Annotated in this window: 19 protein-coding genes; 18 read left to right on the top strand and 1 reads right to left on the bottom strand. The window is 32.3% G+C overall.

Going from position 1 to position 20,150, the window contains the following annotated elements; all coding sequences use genetic code 11:
• Positions 1-16: 16 nt before the first annotated feature.
• Positions 17-793 (bottom strand): glutaminyl-peptide cyclotransferase, encoded by a 777-nt coding sequence (locus ACZ446_RS10040; protein ID WP_464392422.1) that lies wholly within the window; start codon positions 791-793, stop codon positions 17-19.
• Positions 794-985: 192 nt separating this feature from the next.
• On the opposite strand from ACZ446_RS10040, the gene ACZ446_RS10035 reads away from it, so the two are divergent.
• The 18 genes from ACZ446_RS10035 (at position 986) to gap (ending at position 20,017) form a co-directional block, all read left to right on the top strand.
• Positions 986-1,513: a tryptophan transporter gene (locus tag ACZ446_RS10035; protein WP_464392421.1), complete on the top strand. Its 528-nt coding sequence runs from the start codon at positions 986-988 to the stop codon at positions 1,511-1,513.
• A gap of 150 nt (positions 1,514-1,663) precedes the next feature.
• Positions 1,664-2,098, top strand: coding sequence for a MarR family winged helix-turn-helix transcriptional regulator (locus tag ACZ446_RS10030; protein WP_464392420.1), 435 nt, complete (start codon positions 1,664-1,666; stop codon positions 2,096-2,098).
• A 39-nt stretch (positions 2,099-2,137) separates the two neighbouring features.
• Positions 2,138-4,882: an efflux RND transporter permease subunit gene (locus ACZ446_RS10025; RefSeq protein WP_464392419.1), complete on the top strand. Its 2,745-nt coding sequence runs from the start codon at positions 2,138-2,140 to the stop codon at positions 4,880-4,882.
• Positions 4,883-4,912: 30 nt separating this feature from the next.
• Positions 4,913-5,728, top strand: a complete 816-nt coding sequence (locus tag ACZ446_RS10020) for an outer membrane lipoprotein-sorting protein (RefSeq protein ID WP_464392418.1) — start codon at positions 4,913-4,915, stop codon at positions 5,726-5,728.
• A gap of 143 nt (positions 5,729-5,871) precedes the next feature.
• On the top strand, positions 5,872-7,257 hold the full coding sequence (locus ACZ446_RS10015; protein WP_464392417.1) for a DUF1302 family protein: 1,386 nt from the start codon (positions 5,872-5,874) through the stop codon (positions 7,255-7,257).
• Between the two features lie 102 nt (positions 7,258-7,359).
• On the top strand, positions 7,360-7,530 hold the full coding sequence (locus tag ACZ446_RS10010; protein WP_073161013.1) for a DUF362 domain-containing protein: 171 nt from the start codon (positions 7,360-7,362) through the stop codon (positions 7,528-7,530).
• Positions 7,531-7,753: 223 nt separating this feature from the next.
• A complete protein-coding gene (locus ACZ446_RS10005) occupies positions 7,754-8,983 on the top strand; it encodes a serine hydroxymethyltransferase (RefSeq protein WP_464392416.1) in 1,230 nt (409 codons plus the stop codon).
• Between the two features lie 101 nt (positions 8,984-9,084).
• Positions 9,085-9,909, top strand: a complete 825-nt coding sequence (locus ACZ446_RS10000; protein WP_464392415.1) for a Cof-type HAD-IIB family hydrolase — start codon at positions 9,085-9,087, stop codon at positions 9,907-9,909.
• Between the two features lie 97 nt (positions 9,910-10,006).
• The gene (locus tag ACZ446_RS09995) at positions 10,007-10,669 is read left to right on the top strand and encodes a YesL family protein (RefSeq protein ID WP_464392414.1); all 663 of its coding nucleotides are present in this window, start codon (positions 10,007-10,009) and stop codon (positions 10,667-10,669) included.
• A 33-nt stretch (positions 10,670-10,702) separates the two neighbouring features.
• Complete coding sequence (locus ACZ446_RS09990; protein WP_464392413.1) at positions 10,703-11,677, top strand: ROK family protein; 975 nt, start codon at positions 10,703-10,705, stop codon at positions 11,675-11,677.
• Positions 11,670-12,587: an HPr(Ser) kinase/phosphatase gene (gene hprK / locus ACZ446_RS09985; RefSeq protein WP_464392412.1), complete on the top strand. Its 918-nt coding sequence runs from the start codon at positions 11,670-11,672 to the stop codon at positions 12,585-12,587. The genes ACZ446_RS09990 and hprK overlap by 8 nt, the downstream gene beginning before the upstream one ends.
• Before the next feature lie 44 nt (positions 12,588-12,631).
• Entirely contained in the window at positions 12,632-13,555 is a 924-nt protein-coding gene (locus ACZ446_RS09980; RefSeq protein WP_464392411.1) for a glucodextranase DOMON-like domain-containing protein, read from the top strand.
• A gap of 24 nt (positions 13,556-13,579) precedes the next feature.
• Complete coding sequence (locus tag ACZ446_RS09975) at positions 13,580-14,545, top strand: squalene/phytoene synthase family protein (protein WP_464392410.1); 966 nt, start codon at positions 13,580-13,582, stop codon at positions 14,543-14,545.
• A 44-nt stretch (positions 14,546-14,589) separates the two neighbouring features.
• On the top strand, positions 14,590-15,438 hold the full coding sequence (gene rapZ, locus ACZ446_RS09970; RefSeq protein ID WP_464392409.1) for an RNase adapter RapZ: 849 nt from the start codon (positions 14,590-14,592) through the stop codon (positions 15,436-15,438).
• Between the two features lie 13 nt (positions 15,439-15,451).
• Positions 15,452-16,732, top strand: coding sequence for a gluconeogenesis factor YvcK family protein (locus ACZ446_RS09965; protein WP_464392408.1), 1,281 nt, complete (start codon positions 15,452-15,454; stop codon positions 16,730-16,732).
• Between the two features lie 61 nt (positions 16,733-16,793).
• Positions 16,794-17,717, top strand: a complete 924-nt coding sequence (whiA, locus tag ACZ446_RS09960; protein WP_464392407.1) for a DNA-binding protein WhiA — start codon at positions 16,794-16,796, stop codon at positions 17,715-17,717.
• Positions 17,718-17,862: 145 nt separating this feature from the next.
• Positions 17,863-18,912: a sugar-binding transcriptional regulator gene (locus tag ACZ446_RS09955; RefSeq protein ID WP_464392406.1), complete on the top strand. Its 1,050-nt coding sequence runs from the start codon at positions 17,863-17,865 to the stop codon at positions 18,910-18,912.
• A gap of 106 nt (positions 18,913-19,018) precedes the next feature.
• Positions 19,019-20,017, top strand: a complete 999-nt coding sequence (gene gap, locus ACZ446_RS09950; protein ID WP_464392405.1) for a type I glyceraldehyde-3-phosphate dehydrogenase — start codon at positions 19,019-19,021, stop codon at positions 20,015-20,017.
• Positions 20,018-20,150 lie beyond the last annotated feature (133 nt).

Genomic DNA, 20,150 nt, shown 5'->3' with positions numbered 1-20,150 from the left:
CAGCTGTCTTTTTAAGCTACATATTATTTTTTAATTTTATTCTGTAAATTTTTGGCCATAATTTTCCGGTGACTAAAAAACTTTCAGTTTTTGGGTCATAAGCAATACCATTAAGAACATCAACATTGTTTTTATATTTTTGGTCTAAGATATTGCTTAAATCTAAATAGGCTTTAACTACTCCATTTTCAGCATCAATTTTAATAATATGATCATTCTGCCAGATATTAGCATAGATAAAGCCATTTAAATATTCTAATTCATTTATGTTTTTTAAGTTTTGATCATTAATTTCAACCTTTATTTTTTTGTTGATCTGAAATGTTGCAGGATCTCTAAAATAAATATACTCACTTCCATTACTCATAATTAGCTGTTGGCCATCATTTGTCAGGCCCCAGCCTTCACCTTGATATTTAAATGTATTTAACAGGTTGAAATTAAGATCATAAACAAAAGCTGTGTTTTCTTTCCAGCTTAACTGATAGATTTTATCATCTAAAATAGTAATTCCTTCCCCAAAATACTTTTTATTTAAATTTATTTTTCTTAACACTTTACCACTCTGAATCTCAACTTTTCTCAAAGAGGATTTTCCATAAAGACCTGTTCCTTCAAATAGATAATTATTATAAATTTCTAATCCCTGGGTAAAAGCTTTTGTGTCATGTGGATATTCTGCTAAAATATCATATTCTAAACTTGTTATTTTTTCAAAGTTAAAAGCATAAAGTTTAGGAGTTATTAAAAAGACGAGCAATAATAGAACTAGATATTTAATTTTTCGTTTCATTAAATCCACCTCTTTCATTAATTGATTCCTTTATCAATAATTCTATATAATTTATTTAAAACCTTTTTTCAAAAACAATATTTTGACAATTTATAATATCTGATGTATAATATTAAACAATTAGAAAGCTAATAGAGATTAGCTTAAATTTAGTTGAGATTAGTAAAAACAAAAAAGGAGAGATGAGTTGAGATGAGAACAAAAGATTTAGCACAGGCGGCTTTGTTGGTAGCGATAGGATTTATTTTACATGCATTTTTTCCTCCAATTGTAATGGGGATGAAACCTGATTTTGCTTTAGCAATGATGTTTATTTTATTGATTATCAAGCAGGATTTTAAACTAGGCTTTTTAGTTGCAGTATCTACTGGGATTTTTACAGCCTTAACTACAGGCTTCCCTGGAGGACAGGTGGCAAATATGGTAGATAAATTATTAACTTTTTTAGTAGTTTATCCTTTAATTCCAATTATAGTTAAACTGCCGTCGAGAAAATTATCTACAGGAATTATAACTGCATTTGGAACAATGCTAAGTGGGGGGATTTTCCTTGGTACAGCTGCTTTATTAGTTGGTTTACCAGGTCCATTTGCTGTTTTATTTTCTACAGTAGTAATTCCAGCAGCAGTTGTTAATACTATTACTGCAGTAATAGTATTCAGTGTAGTTGATTTTGCAATGGATGTAGAAGTAGAGGGTGCCAAAAAAGAAGCCTTATAGCTTTAAAGTTTAAAAATTTAATTTTTATTAAACCTCTCATTTATTTGAGAGGTTATTTTTTTGCATAAAAGTTGCACCTGCAACTAAATTCTGATATAATACATTTTAAAGATAGTTGAGATTGCAACTAAATTTAAAAGAGGTGAAGATATGAGAGTAGATGCTCCAATAGGGAAATGGATAGCAAAGTTATATAAAGATCATGATCAATTTGTTGATAATTTACTAGAAGATTACAACCTAAATCACAGTGAAGCGAATTTGCTCGTTTATTTATACAAGGATGGAGATGGAATCAGTCAAAATAAGCTTAAAGAAAATTTGGCAGTAGACAAAGCAACAATTTCTAGAGCAATATATTCTTTAATTGATAAAGACTATTTAACGAAGAGAAAATCTCCTAGAGATGGTCGAGTTAATTTAATCTATTTAACTGATAAAGCTAAAAATATTCAGAAAGAAATAACTGATATTTATCAGCAGTGGTTTCAGATATTTATTAAAGAAATCGGAGAAGAGGAGGCTAATCGAGTTTTGAAGACTATAAAAAAAATGTACCAAATTATTAAAAGTAGAAATAATTAATAAAAAATTATTTCTACTATCTGTACAGGAGGTTAGAGAATGAAAAAAATATTAAAATATGACAGAGTAATAATTATAATAATTGCAATCATAACCTTATTTTTTGCTTTTCAAATGCCTAAAATAGAGATTGACAATGATATAATGACTTTTTTACCTGATGATAATAAGTCAGTTGTCGTCAATAATAAAATGGAATCTATTTTTGGCTCAAGTGATAATATGATAGTAGCTGTTAAAGCTAAGAAGGGCAATATTTTCAGATCAGAAAATATTAAATTAATTGCTCGAATGACGGAAGAATTAGAGGCAGTAGAAAATGTAGATGAAGTAACTTCTTTTACCAATTCTGACTATATTGAGGGAACTTCTGAGGGGATGATTGTAGAAGAACTGGTTAAAAAAGTTCCAGAAACAGAATCTGAAATAAAAAATCTTAAATCTAAACTGTTATCCTGGAATTTTTATAAAAAAAATCTGTATTCAGAGGATTTTAAGGCAACACAGCTTTTAGTCAGTTTAGAAGATGATGTTTCTGCAGAGCAGGAGTCTGAACTTTATTATAATATAAAGGAGATTACAGAAAGATATGAAAAGGATAATTTAGAAATCCATACAGCTGGTACAACTGCAATTAATGTACTCCTGGGAGATAAGATGATTGAAGATGTTAAATATTTAATTCCTTTTATCATACTAATTTTGTTTCTTGCTTTATTTTTATTTTTTAGAAAAATACTGCCGGTTATTTTGATAATGCTGACGGTTAGTATCAGTACTATCTGGTCAGTTGGACTTATGGCGATGCTGGGAATTAAAATGACACTTGTTTCTACTGTAATACCAGTTTTACTGCTTGCAGTTGGTAGTGCTTATGGTATTCATATTTTAAGCCACTATTATGATTATCTATCAGCAGAAGAAAAACCTGATCTAAAAAGAAAGCAGGAACTGGTTTATAAAACTGTAGAAAGTATGGGTAAACCCGTCTTTCTGGCAGGTTTAACAACTGTTGCTGGTTTTGGATCTCTTGCTACAAGCAAAATAGTCCCAATCAAAAATTTTGGTCTATTTACTGCTCTTGGAATATTTGTGGCTTTTATGATAGCAATTTTAATGATTCCCTCGTTATTATTAATAATTAATAGAAAAAGAAAAAGTTTTGATGATCAGAACTTTTCTGGAGTCAATCATTTTGAAAAACTGATTGTAAAACTTCATAATTTTTACTCTCAAAAAAGTATCAGTCTTATTTTAGTGATTTTTTTGGTAGTAATTATTTCACTAGTAGGAATGGATAGAATAATAATTGACAGTCCTTTGATAAATATGTTTAAAGAGGATACAGAAATTCGTCAGGCAGATAATTTTATAAATAACAATTTTGCTGGTTCCTCAATTTTAACATTACTTATAGAAGGAAATGAGAAAGGGAGCCTTACTGATCCGGAAATTTTAAAGTCAATGGAAGAAATGCAGAATTATTTAGTCGATAATAATCAGGAAGTTGGTAAGGCTTCTTCAATCAGTACATTTATCAAAAGAATGAATAGAGTTATGCATTATCCTGAAACAGAAGAAAACAAACAGGAAGCTGTAGAATCAAAAAAAGAGAACAGTCAGGATTCAGAAGAAGCAAACTCCAGTTTTTATAATGAAACTGATAATAATTCGGAAACTGCCAGCTCAAGCTTTTACAGCGATTCAGAAGCTGATAATTCAGACGGCACATCCAGTTTTTACAGCAGCTCAGAAAGCGCTTCTGAAAACTCCAGTTCCAGTTTTTACAGCCAGGATCAGGATAATCAGTCTGCAAAAAGTGAAAATCAGATTTTGATTGAAAATAAAGGTCCTGATACAGAAGAAAAATTAAGTGAATATCAGCTGGTGGCACTCTTGAACAGTGCTCTAGCAGAAGCTGAAAGTTTAGATTTAAGTTCAGAAGAATTTGTTGAATTGATAAACAAAAAATTAAATTATAAAGGAGCCAGATATAATGAGATCCCCTACGACTTAAGCAAATATCCGGCTCAGGACAGGCAGGGTTTAAGAAATCTTGTTTCTCAGTATCTGCTCTTATATTCAGGTAGTTTAGATGATATGATCAATGATCAGTTAGAGCCTGATAAAGCAAGAATGCTGGTCCAGTTAAATAATCCAAGCAATATAGTAACTGCCAGAATTAAGGAAGATATTTTGGATTACGGCAGTAAAAACTTTCCAGAAGAATATGATCTTTCAATTGCAGGTCATGCTAATATGTCTCTGGCAGCCAATGAATTAATTATCGGGAGTCAGATAAACAGTATTATAGTTTCTTTTATAATTGTCTTTATTATTGTTGCTGTAGCTTATAAATCAATAATTGCTGGGGTTTATGGAGTTATTCCTTTGGCATTTTCACTTTTGATCAACTTTGCTTTAATGGGATATACAGGTATTAAGCTTGATATTGGAACAGCAATGGTGGCTTCAGTGGCAATAGGTATTGGAGTCGATTATACAATTCATTTTCTAGATAAATATCATGAAAATAGATTAAAGACTGATGATTTGCATCTTGTAACAAGAAACACTTTAATCAGTACCGGTAAAGCAATAATTTTTAATGCTTTATCAGTTGCTGCTGGATTTTTAGTGTTACTTTTTTCAAATTTCTATCCGCTAGTATATTTAGGCTTGTTAATTGCTGTGACAATGTTTACATCTTCACTTGCAGCAATGACAATTTTACCGCTAATGTTAAAAATATTTAAGCCTAAATTTATAGCAAAAGAATTATAATTTAACTGAAATTTAAAGGAGGAATTTAAAATGAGAAAGTTTAAAAGCAAAATATTAATAACCGTTCTCATACTTGTATTTATACTGAGTGTCAGTGTGATGGCGATGAGTGGTAAAGAGGTAATGGAAAAGGTAGATCAGAGAAATACTGGTCAGAGCAGACACGCACTAATGGGAATGGACTTAATCGATAAAAATGGTGAAGTCAGTCCAAGAGTGATTGAGGTCTGGTCAGAAAAATACGGTGATCCTGCTGATGATCTTGATAAAACTGTAATGGTTTTTCACGAACCCTCATCTGTAAAAAATACCCGTTTTCTACAGGTGCAGAATGCTGAAGCTGATGATGACCAGTGGATTTATCTACCTGCACTGGGCAGAGTAAGACGTATTTCTGCCTCTCAGGGTGGGGACTCTTTTATGGGGTCAGATTTCAGTTATGATGATATGAAATCAAGAGAGATTGATGATTTCACTTATCAAGTCTTAAGAGAAGAAAAATTGGGTAAATATGAGACTTATGTTGTAGAAGCTACACCTAAAAATCCAGAAGATGAACAGTATCAAAAGTCAGTTTCTTGGGTGACCAAAGAACATTTTATACCAGTTAAAGTAGAAATGTATGATAAAAAAACTGGTAAGCTTTATAAAAGAATGACTGTTGAACAGAATATAGAAAAGGTAAATGGAATCTGGACAATTTTTTCAACAACAATGAAAAATTTAGAAAGCGGACACAGCACAAAATTATATATAAAAAGCAGAGATAACAATTATCTCTTAGAATACAATAAAGATATTTCTGACAATATGTTTACCCAGCAGTTCTTAAAAACAGGAAGATAAAAAGAAGGCCTATGCCTTTTATATTTTAGCTTTTCCTCATCTTTGATTTGATATATTAATTTATCCCGGGGGAGGGAAGTGAGGAAAAGCTTCTAAATGAGTAATAATTTTAACAGCAATTTTAATAATGAAGAGGTGGAATTATGCTAAAAAATATCAAAAAAATTACATTAATCTGTTTTATAATGATATTTACTTTTACAGCTGCAGCAGCAGCTTTTGATGGCGGCAGTTTTTATGGTGAAGAGGAGGAAACAGCAGCAACAGTAATTGGTGAAACGAAGCCTGAAATTAGGGTTTTTGATGATGGTGACATAGAAGAAAATTTAAGTGGTCAGCTGGATATCAGCTATCCAGGCAGCAGACACAGTTTCCAGCTGATAACTGATTTTCAGATTGGTGCAGCTGAAGAAATTGAGTTTAATGAACTAAATTATCAATATTTTGGAGAAAATTATAACTTCTTAATTGGAAAACACAGAGTTATCTGGGGTAAGGGCGATCAGCTCCATGTATTAGATAATATAAATCCCGAAGATTTAAGTGATTTTTATAATCCTGATTATAAGGACCGTCAAATCGGGGAAGAGATGATAAAAATAGACAGGTATTTTAGGAATGGAAATGCCAACCTTGAGTTTATCTACACCCCAGATTTTGAAGGGCACCGCATGGCAGAAGATCCTGATAGCCCGCTCGGCAACTGGATAATTAATCCCTTTGCTGATAAAATCTCAATGTCTGAGCTTAAGTCGGCCACCAATTATAGTGAAACCGAAATCATTAATCAGGTAGAAGCTGCAGTCAAAGAAGAAGAGCAGCAGTTTGGTCTACGCTTTACTGACACTAGATCTGGAACAGATTACGGCTTCAGCTATTACCATGGTTATTTAAGAGAACCCAGCTATGATCGCTCAGTCTTTAGTTCCAAATCAAATTTCTTTGCAGGTAATACTGCTGAAAACAGGCAGGAATTTAAGGAATTGCTTGATGCTGCAGATTTACATTATGATCAGGTAGATGTTTTCGGTTTTGAGATGGCTCGAGTGATTGCAGATATTAATAGTCGTTTTGAATTAGCTTATTATAATACTGATGATAGCTCTGGTGATGATCCAACAGTTAGAAATAATAAAATCGCCTGGATTATTGGTGGAGACCGTGATTTACCGATCAGTAATTTAAATTTAAATATTCAATTTACAGGTGAAAAGACTTTGGATGATGATCAGATTGACGCCAATGGTAATTTAGATCTGCAGTATAATTCAGATAACGATTATACAACACATAGAGCAGTAGTTAAATTAGAAGATAGTTATCAAAATAAGAAAATAATACCACAGCTAACCTGGATTTATAATTTGACAGAGCATGACTATTCTTTAGAAGCAGCGGTAGAATATGAGCTAAAGCAGAATTTAGTACTGGGATTTTCTCATAAAATCTTTAGTGGGGAGCAAGATACGGATTTTGGTCAGTTTGAAGATAATGACTTTTCATCCTTTTCTTTAAAATACAGCTTTTAATTTTGTAAAGTAGTTGACAATCTAGTTCTGGATGGTTATAATAGTTTTGTGAACTTTTTACAAATAATTTAATAAAGCTGAATAGCAGGAGGTGAACAACAAATGGCTCATGTAATTTCAGATGATTGTATTTTGTGCGGTGCATGTGCACCAGAATGTCCTGTAGACTGTATCAGTGAAGGTGATACACAATACGAAATTGATGCTGATGAATGTATCGATTGTGCAGCTTGTGTTGCAGTTTGTCCAGTAGATGCTATCAGTCAAGCATAAACAGGCATAAATTTATAAATTTATAAATTTTTGAAAAAACCGGGGGCTAACTCCGGTCTTTTTCATTTTTAATCCAATTTTTTGAATTTTATTTTAAATAAGCAGCCAGAAGTTTAAGCAGGATTTACTTCTCTTTTAGAGAAGTAGTTTATACAAGGAAATAATAAAAAATAATTGAATAAAAAATTTAACTTAAAAAATTATTAAGGAGATGAGCTTTTTAATGCAGGAACTTAAAAAAATTGATCCGGAAATAGCAGCTGTGATTGCAGAAGAAGAAAAAAGACAGGCTCAAAATATAGAATTAATTGCATCAGAAAACTTTGTTAGTTCTGCGGTAATGGAGGCTGCTGGTTCAGTGCTGACAAATAAATATGCTGAAGGTTATCCCCGCAAAAGGTATTACGGGGGTTGTGAGGTTATTGATAAAGCAGAAGAATTGGCAATAGCAAGAGCAAAAAAATTATTTGGAGCCGAACATGCTAATGTCCAACCACATTCTGGTTCACAGGCTAATCAAGCAGTATATTTTTCTCAGGTGCCAAAGGGTGGAACAATATTAGCAATGGACTTAACTCATGGTGGTCACTTGACCCACGGCAGCCCGGTCAATATGTCCGGAAAGTATTATAATTTTATTCATTATGGAGTAACAAGAGATAGAGAAATCATAGATTATGATCAGGTTAGATCTTTAGCTGAAGAACATAAACCAGATTTAATTGTGGCAGGTGCCAGTGCATATCCAAGAGTAATTAATTTTAAAACATTCAAGAAAATTGCTGATTCAGTAGGAGCTCTTTTTATGGTTGATATGGCTCATATAGCTGGACTGGTAGCAGCTGGCTTGCATCCTAATCCTGTCGAAACAGCTGATTTTGTTACAACAACAACCCATAAAACTTTAAGAGGAACCAGAGGTGGAATGATTCTTTGTAAAGAAAAATATGCCAAAGAAATTGATAAGGCTATTTTTCCAGGTTTACAGGGTGGGCCTCTGATGCATATAATTGCAGCTAAAGCAGTTGGCTTCAAAGAAGCTTTAACAGATGAATTTATGGATTACCAACAGCAGATTATTGATAATGCCAATACTCTAGCAGAATCTCTAAAAAGTTATGGAATGAGACTTGTTTCTGGTGGAACAGAAAATCATATGATGCTTGTTGATCTAACAAATATGAAAATAACTGGTAAAGAAGCAGAAGAAGCTTTGGATAAAGTTGGGATTACAGTTAATAAAAATACAATACCTTTTGAAACAAGAAGTCCTTTTGTTACAAGTGGAATTAGAATCGGAACTCCTGCAGTTACAACCAGAGGCATGAAAAAGAAAGAAATGAAGAAAATAGCAGAATTTATTTTTGAAGCTTTAAAAAATATTAAAGATGAAGAAAAACTTAAAAACATGAAAAAGGATGTACATGCATTTTCTGCTAAATTCATAAAGTAGTATTTTTCAATTTAATTACTTATAGGCTGGGGAAACCCGGCCATTTTTTTAAGAAGAATAAGGAAATAATAAAATAACAATTTTAGAAAAGGTGATAATAAATGAGTATTAAATTAATAGTGTTTGATTTAGATGGAACTTTATTAGATATTGAGCATCAACTACATGATAAAACTGTAGAAGCGGTAAAAAAGGTTAGAGAAAAAGGAATTAGAACGATGGTTGCCACCGGTAGAATGTACTGTTCAGCTAAACCACATACAAGCCGTTTGGAAATGGTTGATCCAATTATAACATATAATGGAGCTTTAGTTGTAAACCCCGAAAATGAAGAACAACTTTTCCATGCACCAATCCCTTTTGAAATAGCTGATGAGATCACAAAAATGGTGGTTCAAAATGATTACCATTTACAGTTATATATTGATGATAAGCTTTATGTTGCAGAAGAAAACGAATTCACAGATAGGTATTATGAAATTTCAGGAATAGAAGCTAATTGTGTAGGGAGATTAGATAAGTTTCTAAATGCTGAGCCAACTAAGATGCTAATAATTGAAGAAGACGAGGATCGCCAGGTTGAAATCAGAAATTTTTTAGAAAAAAACTTTGATGGTAGAATAGAGATTTCTTCTTCCTATCCTTCTTTTATTGAAATTACTAAAAAAGATATTTCTAAAGCAGTTCCTTTAAAAGAAATTGCAGCAAAATATAATATTAAAAGGGAAGAAGTTATGGCTTTTGGGGATGGGCTTAATGACCTTAAAATGATTGAATGGGCTGGAAAAGGTATTGCTATGCAGAATGCTCATGAAGAACTGCATGAACACTCTGATGATACTGCGCCTAATCATAATGATTTAGGTATAGCAAGATATTTGAAACAGCATTTTGATTTAGATTTGGAAATTCCAGCTGAGAAATAGCAAAACTGACCGTTCAGAATTATGCAATTTTAAGCTATTTATGTTATAATTAAAGGTAGGTCAAAGATTTGTGCTGATTAAACTTGGAGGGGTAATCTTGGAAATTTTTTCAATATTAAAATCAACTTTTAAAAGTTTTTATGAAGATTTATTTAAGTTTGTTTTATTAAGCACAGCCTGGTTTATCAGCAGTTTCTTTTTACTATTTTTTGTTTTAATTGCTCTAAATAGTGGATGGTATTTATTAATATTAATACCTTTGTGTTTTTTAGGGCCAGTTTTTTTAACTTCACTTTATAGTGCTGATCAAATTATAGAAGAAGGAAAAATTGCTTTTAAATCAATTTTTAGTTACTTTAAAGGTGAATTTTGGCGTGCCTGTTCCGCCTTTTTATTTTCATTGATTTTGTATATAATTTTTGTGGTTGATTTAAGATTTTTCTTGATTAAAGGTCAGGATAATATTTGGTTTTTAGCCTTTGCTTTTTTGTTTGCCTACCTTTTAATTTATTTTACTATTTACCAAATTTATTTTTGGGGTCTTCTGGTTATTCAAAAAGAAAAATCATTTAAAGATATTCTAAAAAATGCTTTATTTTTAAGTCTAGATAACATAATTTTCTCTTTACTATTATTTCTAGCAGTATTTGTTTTAACCGCTATTTTAGCAGTTATTGGTATAGGACTTCCGGCAGGTTTCATTGGGATAATTGGACTATTAGTTATACAGAGCACTAGAGAAATGCTTGCTAAGTATTAAAGTGAATTTAGTAATTTGAGAGGGGAATAATTAATGAAAGAATATTATTTAGGTTTGGATCTGGGTGGGACCAAAATTTTAACAGGTCTTGCTGATGCTCAAGGTAATATTATTACAAGGTCTCGTAAAGAAACAGAGGCTGACCTTGGTGAAGATAAAATAATTTCAAATATGATAGAGACCATAGAAACAGTAATTCAGAAGGCAGGAATCAAAAAAGATCAGGTTAAAACTTTAGGGGTTGGAAGTCCAGGCCCTCTTGATGCTCAAAAAGGTATTATTATTGAAAATTCTAATTTACCCTGGAAAAATGTACCGCTTGTGGAAAAGCTGGAGTCTGCACTGGGAATTAAAACTATTTTAAAAAATGATGCTAATGCTGCTGCTTTGGGAGAAAAGTGGTTTGGAGCTGGAAGAAAAGTAGATAATATGGTTTATCTTACTATTTCAACTGGTATTGGTGGTGGTGCTGTTATTAATAAAGAGCTTTTTACGGGAGTTAATGATAATGCCTGTGAGATAGGACATACCGTTATTGATCCAGAAGGTCCACTCTGTGGTTGTGGAAATCATGGTTGTTTAGAATCTTTTGCTTCCGGAACAGCAATTGGCAGAGAAGCAAGAGAAGCTGCAGCAGCTGGGAAAAGCAAAAAAATGCTTGAATTAGCAGATAATATTATTGAAGATATTGATGCAGTTGTATGTGCTCAGGCAGCTTATCAGGGAGATCAAACAGCTCGTGAAATTTTTGAAAAGGCTGCTTATTATTTGGGAATTGGCCTGGGGAATGTTGTAAATATTTTTAATACAGAAATGATAATTTTAGGTGGGGGAGTAATGAAGGCTTCTGATCTCTTTTTAGATCAGGCTTTAGCTACAATGAAGGAAGTAGCCTTACCAGGCCCTTTAGAGATAGTAACTGTTACAGAAGCAGAGCTTGGATCAGATATTGGTTTAATGGGTGCTATTGCTGTAGCAATGGAAGATAGGTTGATAAAAAATGAATGAAGATGATAAGGTTTTAGTTCTTGATATATTTAATCGCTTTGATTTAGAAATTCAGGCCGGGCGTTCTGGCATAAAACGTGAGGTACAGGTTAGTGATATTAAAAGACCTGGAATAGAGCTGGCTGGTTTTTGGAAACATTTTGTACCTGAAAGAGTGAATTTAATTGGTAGAACTGAAATTTCTTTTTTGAAAGGTCTCGGTAATGAAATTCTAAAAGAAAGAATTGATGAATATGTAAGTTATGATCCAGTTTGTATTATAGTTGCTCGGGGAGAAACTATACCTAATTATTTAATTGATAAAGCAAATGAAAATGGTATCCCAGTTCTTTCAACAAAAATCTCAACGACTAGATTTAGCAGTATGCTTTTAAATTATCTAGAGGAAAAACTTGCTCCGGTTAAAGTAATACATGGAGTATTAGTTGACATTTATGGTATTGGTGTTTTAATCAAGGGGCAGAGTGGTATCGGAAAAAGTGAAACTGCTATTGAACTTGTGAAAAGAGGGCATCGGTTAGTTGCCGATGATATTATAGAAATTAAAAAAATTGGTGAATTACGCTTAAGTGGATCTGCTCCAAATAATTCTCGTTATTTTTTAGAGATGCGGGGAATTGGAATAATCAATGTTAAAACATTGTTTGGAGCTGGTGCTGTGAAACATGATTCTCCTATAAATCTTGCTATTAAATTAGAAAGATGGAAAGAAGGGGAAGAGTATGAAAGACTTGGTATTGACAGCCGCACAACGGAAATAATGGAATTAGAGATTGATGAAATTGTAATTCCGGTTAAACCAGGTAGGAATCTGGCTTTAGTGCTGGAAGTTGCTGCTATGAATTATAGAATGAAAACCATGGGTTATAATGCAGCAGTTGATTTTACAGAAAATATTATGAATAAATAAAACTCTGTATTTATAGTCGAGGTGTAAAAATGTCTCTTGAAATTATGAAAAATAAAAGTTTTAAATTAATTATAATTTTAATTATGTGTCTTCTTTATTTAACATCAGCTGTAAATGCAGATGACTATAAAGTTATTTTTAATCAGATTGATGGAGTTGGGGATGATTATGGTCCGGGTGACTATCAGTATCCTCAAAATCATATTTTTCAAAACAGGGGTCATTTATTTGATTTGAAAGCTCTTACAATTTTTGAAGGTAAAGCTGATTATAAGTTTAGGCTTTCTTTTTCAAACTTAACTGATCCCTGGGGAGCAGAATTTGGTTTTTCTTTGCCTTTGATAGAACTTTATTTTGATACTAAATCTGGAGGAAGTAATCAGCTTTTTTATGATGGTGCTAATGTTAGTTTTAATAATGATTTTTATTGGGATAAGTTTTTGAAAGTTAGCGGCTTCTGGGTCAAATTATTTAATCCAGACAGCCATAAAGAAACTATACTTAATATTAATGATCTATCTCTTATGATCCCCAGCTCAACTGATGGCATATCAGTAAATAGAGAGGGTAATTCTATTTTTTTAAAAATTTCAAAAACAAAGATAAATTTAACTCAAAATAGCAAATTGATTATTTTAATTGGAAGTTTTGATCCATTTGGTTATGATCATTTTCGTTCATTATCAAACCGCAAAAGTTATTGGCAGATATATTCAGAAAATAAGACTTCTAATTTAAAGAGCACCAGAGTACTCGATATACTAGTTCCCGGTGGATCAAGTCAAAAAAATATTTTAAAGGGTGAGCTGCCGCAGCTTCCTTACTTAGAGATTGATTTTGAAAAACCTAAAATAGAACCATCACTTGTGGACTATTTGATGCCTATCAATAAAATTTCATTATCTATATTGACGTTATATTTGTTATTATTAATTTTTGTTTTTTTAAAGTTTAAGTATGAGAAATAAATTGTATTGTGATGAGGTGGAAAAATGAAAACAGAGCCCATAAAATTTGCTAAAGATATTTTAAGCAGGGTCTCTAGAAGTTTTGCTTTAACAATTCCTATGTTAGACAAAGAAATAAAAGAAGAAGTTCTTTTAGCTTACCTGCAGGACCGAATATTAGATAATTTTGAAGATGAGATTCACCCTCCAGATCTGAAGCTGCAGCAGGAGTTGATGGACAAGGTCAGCAGAATTTTTTCTACTGATGAATATGACCGCAGTTTAGACTTTAGGATTATTAAAGATAAGGCAGAATTGATTGAAACTGATTCTCTGCAGGAACTTACTAAAAATATTGATTTGATATACCAGTGTTATCAAGATCTAGATTTAGAAATTCAGAATATATCACATAAGTGGCTTCAGGAAATGAACCAGGGGATGCAAAAATATTTAAGAAAAGAAGTTAAAACTTTTGCAGACCTTGATGAATATTGCTATTATGTAGCAGGAACTGTTGGTGGTTTTTTAACTGAAACTATTATTTATAAATTTGATATTGACCCAAAAAAACAACAGATATTATTAGATAATTTTAATCAGGCAGGCTTATTCTTACAAAAAGTAAATTTAATTAGAGATATTAGGGAAGATTTAGAAAACAGAGACAAACATTTTTGGCCTTTAAAAGATCTTAGAATAAGTGAGACAGAGTTAGCTGACCCTCAAAAAGAAGAAAAAGCACTTACAGCTTTGTCAGAAATGATCAATGATTTAAAAAGCCATATTCCTGCGCTAAAGAAATATTACCAGGCTTTGCCCCAGGAACTTAAAGGTTACAGAAAATTTTTTGCGGTTAATAATGCTTTAGGTTTGGCAACAATAGATAAATTAGAGGGTAATTCAGATGTTTTTTACGGGAATAAGGCGGTAAAGGTTTCTAAATTAAAGTTTTTAAATATTATGAGAGCACCGGAGAAGAAATTTTTAGATTACTGCAGCCAAAAATAAGTCTTTAATTTTAAGATACATTTTGAAAGGGGACAAATATTTAGATGGAATTTTTACTTATTACAGGTATGTCAGGGGCAGGTAAGTCTTTAGCCTTAAATTATTTTGAAGACAGAGGCTTCTTTTGTGTTGATAACTTACCCCCTGCATTAATTTCAAAATTTGCGGAACTGTGTCTTCAATCTGATTTAGAAAAAATTGCTCTTGTAAGTGACATAAGGGGAAGAGAATTTTTTAATGAGCTATATTACGAATTATCACAAATAGAAGAAATGAATCTAGACTATAATATTTTGTTTTTAGAAGCATCTGATGATGTATTAATTAGAAGATACAAGGAAACTAGGAGGCGTCATCCTCTGGATGAAGAAGGTAGAATTATAGATGCAATTGAAAGGGAAAGAACATTATTAGAAGAATTAAGAGGTAGAGCCACTAAAATTATTGATACAGGTGAATTGGAAATTTCTGAGCTGCAGGAAGAGTTAAATAAGCTTTTTCTAAGTGGAAGCGATAAAAATTCACTTCATCTCAGCTTGATTTCTTTTGGATTTAAATATGGAATACCAAGAGATGCTGACTTAGTTATGGATGTTAGATTCCTGCCAAACCCCTATTATGTAGAACCTCTAAAGGAAAAAACAGGTGAAGATAAGGAAGTTAGAGATTATGTAATGAAATGGTCTTCTACAGAAAAATTTTATAATAAATTTTTTGACTTAATTAATTTTTTATTACCAGAATACAAAAGAGAAGGAAAAAGTCATCTTTCGATAGCAATTGGTTGCACTGGTGGAAAACATCGTTCAGTAACTACTGTAATTAAACTGGCAGAATTTTTAGCTGATCAAGATTTTAGTATCAATGTAGAACATAGGGATATTGAAAAATAGAGGAAGTGTAATTATGAATTTACCAAAGTGGTTTTTCCCTGGCTTAGGAGTTAAAAGATGGTTTTTAGTTATTATTTTTTCTTTTGTATTAATTAGTGTAGGAATAACCCCTTTGTTTGGCTTTGATCTCAGTGTTTATATAACAAATGAACTAATTTCAATGTTAAATATATTTTTTGGTGAACAGGCTGATCTGATTTTGAAATTAACAGCTTTGTTAATGATTTTAAGTGGGATTTCTTTAACTTATTATTCTCTTGTGAAAATCAGGTTAGAACTAAATACTCATATTACACCTCATGCTGAAATTTTAGATTTATTATATGAAAAACGAAGGTCTAATAAAGGTCCTGAAATTGTTGCTTTTGGAGGAGGTACAGGCCTTTCAAATCTTCTGCGAGGACTCAAAAAAGATAGTGATAATTTGACAGCAGTGGTCACAGTTGCTGATGATGGAGGCAGTTCCGGTAGATTAAGAGATGAAATGGGGATTTTACCTCCTGGTGATATTCGAAACTGTCTGGTAGCACTGGCTGATAGAGAACCTTTAATGGAAAAATTATTTCAACATCGCTTTGAATCTGAAGGGGGACTTGAAGGACATAGTTTTGGTAATTTGTATATTGCCGCTATGACTGAAGTTCTTGGTGATTTTGAAGAAGCTGTTAGAGCCTCTAGTAAAATCTTGGCAATAAGAGGTAAGGTTCTTCCCGCAACAAATGAAGATATTAAATTAGGAGCTGTTTATCATGATCAGGAAAAACGGATGGGAGAGTCAGCTATTCCTGTTTACGATAAAGAAATCAACAAAGTCTTTTTATACCCAGAACATGCGAGTACAACTCCTGAAGTTAGAGAATCAATTCGTAAAGCTGATGTTATTATAATTGGCCCTGGTAGTCTTTATACCAGCATTCTTCCTAATTTATTAGTTAAAGGGATTGCTGAAGAAATTAAAAATACAGATGCTTTAAAATTATATGTCTGTAATGTGATGACTCAGCCAGGTGAGACAGATAATTATACTGCAGCAGATCATGCCAAGGCTATTGTTGATCACTGTGGTCCTGGAATTTTTGATTATATTATTGTGAATAATAATCAGGGAACAAAAGAATTACAAAAAAAATATGAAGCTGAAGGTGCTTACCCAGTAAAAATTGATTATCAGCGTCTAAAAGACTTGGGAATTAAAATTATTGAGGCTGATCTTTTAAAAAAGAACAGTTATTTGCGGCATGATCCCGATGAGTTAGCTAAGCTTATTTATAAACTGAATCGAAAATATAGCTAAGATTAAATAAAAACTACAAAAATATATTATAAATTAGAAAATTATTTTGAAAGGAGATTAAATGTCTTTTACAGATAAAGTTAAAGAAGAATTAACTCATAAAGATAAATATAGTTATTCTGAACAGTTATCAGAGTTATCTGCTTTAATTAGAATAGATGGCTCAATTCAAATTTCGAATAAACATTTAGCGGTTAAAGTTACTTTGTACCATGGTAATTTAGCCAGAAGAATTTACTCTTTAATAAAAGATCGCTTTGGTTTCAGTATGGAAATTAGAGTTAGACAGGATAGAAAATTTAATTTAAGCCACAGCTATGATATTATTGTTACACCTCAACCTGGAGTACGAGAATTTTTATTAGAATTGGGTTTTTTAACTCCTGAAAACAACTTGGTTTTTCATATTAAGCAAGAGTATTTGAGTTCCAGAAAACTTGCCCAGGCATATCTTCGTGGTATCTTTTTAGGTGGCGGATCTGTTAATAGTCCACAGAGTGAATATCATTTAGAATTTCGCTGTGAAAGAGAAAGTTTGGCTGATGATCTTAAGATATTACTGTCTAAATTTGATCTTGAAGCACATCAAACAGAGCATAAAGGCTATAAAGTCATTTATTTTAAAAGTTATGCTGAAGTAGTTAAAGTTTTAAATATTATTGGTGCTCATCAGGCAATGCTAAAAATGGAGAATGATCATATAGTTAAGGAATTGAAAAATGATGTCAACCGCAGAGTTAATTTTGAAACAGCAAATCTAGAAAAATCTGTCTCTGCTGCTATGGACCAGCTTGAATATATAGATATTATTGAACGAGAAGCAGGTCTTGATTCATTAAGTCCTGGATTGAGGGAAATGGCTCAACTTAGAAGAGAAAATCCTTATGCTTCTTTAAAAGAATTGGGAGAAATAATTGATCTCAGCAAATCAGGGGTTAATCACCGTTTACGCAGAATCAAAAAAATTGCCCAAAATTTAACTTGAAATTATCTAAAAAGATGATATAATATATTTGGAAGTTAAAAAACAAATATAAACTTGCTGCTGACTAAATATCAGCTTTGTTTTTGGCTGCATCGGGACAATTTTGTTCCATTTGGACAAAAACGTTCCAGCGCGGAGGTTAAACATGAATAAATTGTTTAAAATTCAGCAAAAAATTGTACCTGAAATTGTAAAGACAGCTCAACAGCGTTACAATATTTTACGTGGTATTTATTATAATCAACCGATTGGCAGAAGAGCTCTAGCCAGGATATTAGGATTAAGCGAAAGAACAATTCGTAATGATCTAGAATTTTTTGAAAAAAAATCCTTTATAACTATCAGTCCTGCCGGCACTCAGATTACTAGAATTGGAGAAGAATTTCTGGTAGAATTAGATGAGTACATTAAGGAACTAAGGAACATTAGTTATTTAGAAAATAAATTAGAAAAAATTCTGGGAATTGAAACGGTAAAACTGGTTAATGGAGCTGTACCAGTAGGGGATTTAAGGTCAGAAATTGGTCGAATGGCTTCTCAGCTTTTACAGCAGGAAATTAGAGATGGTGATATTTTAGCTGTAACCGGAGGAACTACACTGGCCCAGGTGGCTTCTGAAATGAAATACAGTTCTGAACCAAAAGAGGTAACTGTAGTCCCTGGTAGAGGTGGTCTAAGTGAAGATGTTGAAATTCAGGCCAATACTATTGCTGCTAAAATTGCTAAAAAACTTGGAGGCAGTTATCACCTGCTGCATATTCCTGATAATGTGGCTGAAGAAAATATTTATCATATTACAAAGGAACCAACTATTAAAAGAACTCTAGAAATTTTAAAAAAAGCTAATATTTTAATTCATGGAGTAGGAACAGCTGCTGATATGGCAGCTAGAAGAGGAATGGAAGAAAAAGAAATTAAAGATCTTCTTCAGGCTGGTGCAGTAGGAGAAGCCTTTGGTTTTTATTTTAATTCAAAAGGTGAGATAATCTACTCTACAACAAGTGTTGGCTTAAACTTAGATGATCTGGAAGCAATTAACAAAGTAATTGTTGTTGCAGGAGGAGAAAACAAAGCAGAAGCTATTATTTCTGCAGTTTCTTCTAAATACCAGGATATTTTAATTACTGATGAAATTACAGCCCGAAAAATTATCTCTCTTAAGGGGGGTGAGGCCGAAGATAGGCTGAAAGATTAAAGTTAGTATTCAGCAGTTTAGGTTTAAACTTTCAAAAGCTTTTTAAATCTTTGTTTAGTAAATTAATTTGTAAGTGATTCACATAATTATAAGGAGGAATAAAATAATGACAAAAAGAGTAGCAATTAATGGATTTGGACGTATTGGTAGAGGATACTTAAGACTGGTAGAAGGTAGAGATACAGAAGAAATCGAAATCGTTGCAATTAATGATTTAGTAAATGTTGAAAACTTAGCTTACTTACTTAAATATGACTCTGTACACGGTCGTTTTGATGGTACAGTAGAAGTTAAAGATGGTGACTTAGTAGTTAATGGCAAGAAGATCAAAGTATCTGCTGTTAAAGATCCTGCAGAATTACCATGGGGAGAAAACAATATCGATGTTGTAATCGAATCAACAGGTGTATTCCGTAAAAAAGCTCAGTTAATGAACCATATCGAAGCTGGTGCTAAAAAAGTTATTTTAACAGTACCTGCTAAAGATGAAATTGATAACACTATTGTATTAGGTGTTAATGATGACGACTTAAGTGATGATGACTTAATTGTATCAAATGCTTCCTGTACAACAAACTGTTTAGCTCCTTTAGCTAAAGCATTAAATGACGAGTTTGGAATCGAAAAAGGTCTGATTACAACTGTACACGGTTATACAACAAGTCAGGCAATCTTAGATATGCCAGCTAGCAAAACAAGAAGAGGTAGAACAGCTGCTGAAAATATTATCCCTACAACTACAGGTGCTGCTATTGCAACAACTAAAGTATTACCTGAGTTAGATGGTAAGATTGATGGTATGGCTATTCGTGTTCCAGTACCTAATGGTTCATGTGTAGATGGAGTATTCACTTTAAGTCAAGATGTTACTGTTGAAGAAGTAAATGCAATGTTTAAAGAAAAAGCAGAAGGCGAAATGAAAGGTGTATTAGGATACACTGAAGAAGAATTAGTTTCCAGAGACATTATGGGACAGTTCGAATCTTCTAAAATTGATGCTCAGTCAACTATGGTTGTTAATGGCAACATGGTTAAAGTTATCTCCTGGTATGATAATGAGTTAAGTTACACAAATAGAGTTGTAGACCTAACATTAAAGCTATAATTAATAGAAAAAATAAATTCAGGGACGGGCTTATGCCTGCCCCTGAACTTTTAACTTTATAAATTTTTTTGCTAAATTTTTCAATATTTATTAACTTCAATTAGTCTTTGCTAATCATAACGGAGGTATAAAA

This window comes from Halanaerobium sehlinense (assembly GCF_055379485.1).
Note: the sequence above shows the minus strand (reverse complement) of the source record. Positions and strands in the feature narration are given on the sequence as shown.